This window comes from Streptomyces sp. HSW2009, assembly GCF_040240285.1.
GTDB lineage: Bacteria > Actinomycetota > Actinomycetes > Streptomycetales > Streptomycetaceae > Streptomyces.
In genome coordinates, this window is the sequence record NZ_JBEHZD010000985.1 from 1 (window position 1) to 1,436 (window position 1,436).

The following is a 1,436-nucleotide window of genomic DNA, read 5'->3' on the forward strand; positions in this document are numbered from 1 at the left end:
CTCTGCGGTTGAGTGGGTCGTTGGATCGGGGTGCGTTGCGGTTGGCGTTGGGTGATGTGGCGGCGCGGCACGAGAGTCTGCGGACCGTCTTCGCCGAGGATGCAGACGGCCCCCACCAGGTGGTACTGCCGCCTGCGCCCATCGACGTCACCGTTGTGCCCACTCGTGAGGACGACCTGCGGGACGAGCTGAGGCAGGCCGCCCAGCACGCCTTTGACCTGACCCGTGAGGTGCCGTGGCGGGTGTGGTTGTTTGAGTTGGGTGGGGATGAGTGTGTGTTGTTGGTGGTGGTGCATCACATTGCGGGTGATGCGTGGTCGATGGGGCCGTTGGCGCGTGATGTGACGGCTGCGTATGAGGCGCGGGTGTCGTCGGGTGAGGCGCCGGGTTGGGCGCCGTTGCCGGTGCAGTATGCGGATTACAGCCTGTGGCAGCGGACCGTGCTCGGCGACGAGTCGGACCCGGAGAGCCTGGTGGCCGACCAGCTCGCCCACTGGACCCGCGCCCTGGCAGATCTGCCGGAAGAGCTGGTGCTGCCCTTCGACCGGCCGCGGCCGGCGGTGTCCTCGTACGAGGGGGACAGGATCTCCTTCGAGCTCCCCACGGAGCTGTCCGAGCAGGTCGCGCGGGTGGCGAGGGAGCACAAAGCGAGCTCCTTCATGGTCCTCCAGAGCGCCCTTGCCGTGTTGCTGACCCGCCTCGGCGCCGGGACCGACATCCCCGTCGGCACGCCGATCGCCGGTCGTACCGACGATGCGGTGGAGAACCTGGTGGGGTTCTTCGTGAACACGTTGGTGTTGCGTACGGATACGTCGGGGAATCCGACGTTCGCTGAGTTGTTGGAGCGGGTGCGGGCGTGGGACTTGGAGGCGTACGCGCACCAGGACCTGCCCTTCGAGCGGCTGGTCGAGGTGGTGAACCCGGAGCGCAGCCTGTCGCGACACCCGCTCTTCCAGACCATGCTGACCATGGACAACACGGAGCAGGCGGCCGAATCCACGATCGCAACCCTGCCCGGCCTCACCGTCACCGGCGAACTGACCGGCGCAGCCGCGGCCAAGTTCGACCTGTCGTTCCGCTTCGTCGAGCGTCGTACGGCTGAGGGTGTGGTGTTGGACGGTGCGTTGGACTTCAGCACGGACCTCTTCGAGCGCGGCTCGGCTGAGGTGCTGGTGCAGCGGTTCGTACGGGTCCTCGGTGGCCTGGTCGGGGACGTGAACGTACGCGTCAGTGATGTTGAGGTGTTGGGTGTGGGTGAGTTGGAAGGGTTGTTGGCGGGCTGGAGTGGTGAGGTGCGGGGTGTTTCGGGTCGTTCGGTGGTGGAGTTGTTTGGTGATGAGGTGGTGCGGTCGCCTGAGGGTGTGGCGTTGGTGTGTGGTGGTGTGGTGTTGTCGTATGGGGAGTTGGATGAGTGGTCGAATCGGGTGGGTCGTTGG

General features: G+C 66.4%; 1 protein-coding gene. It reads left to right on the top strand.

Going from position 1 to position 1,436, the window contains the following annotated elements; genetic code table 11:
- Nucleotides 1–8: 8 nt before the first annotated feature.
- The coding region (locus tag AAHZ94_RS34050; RefSeq protein WP_349997552.1) for a condensation domain-containing protein at nt 9–1,436 on the top strand (1,428 nt) is incomplete at its 3' end.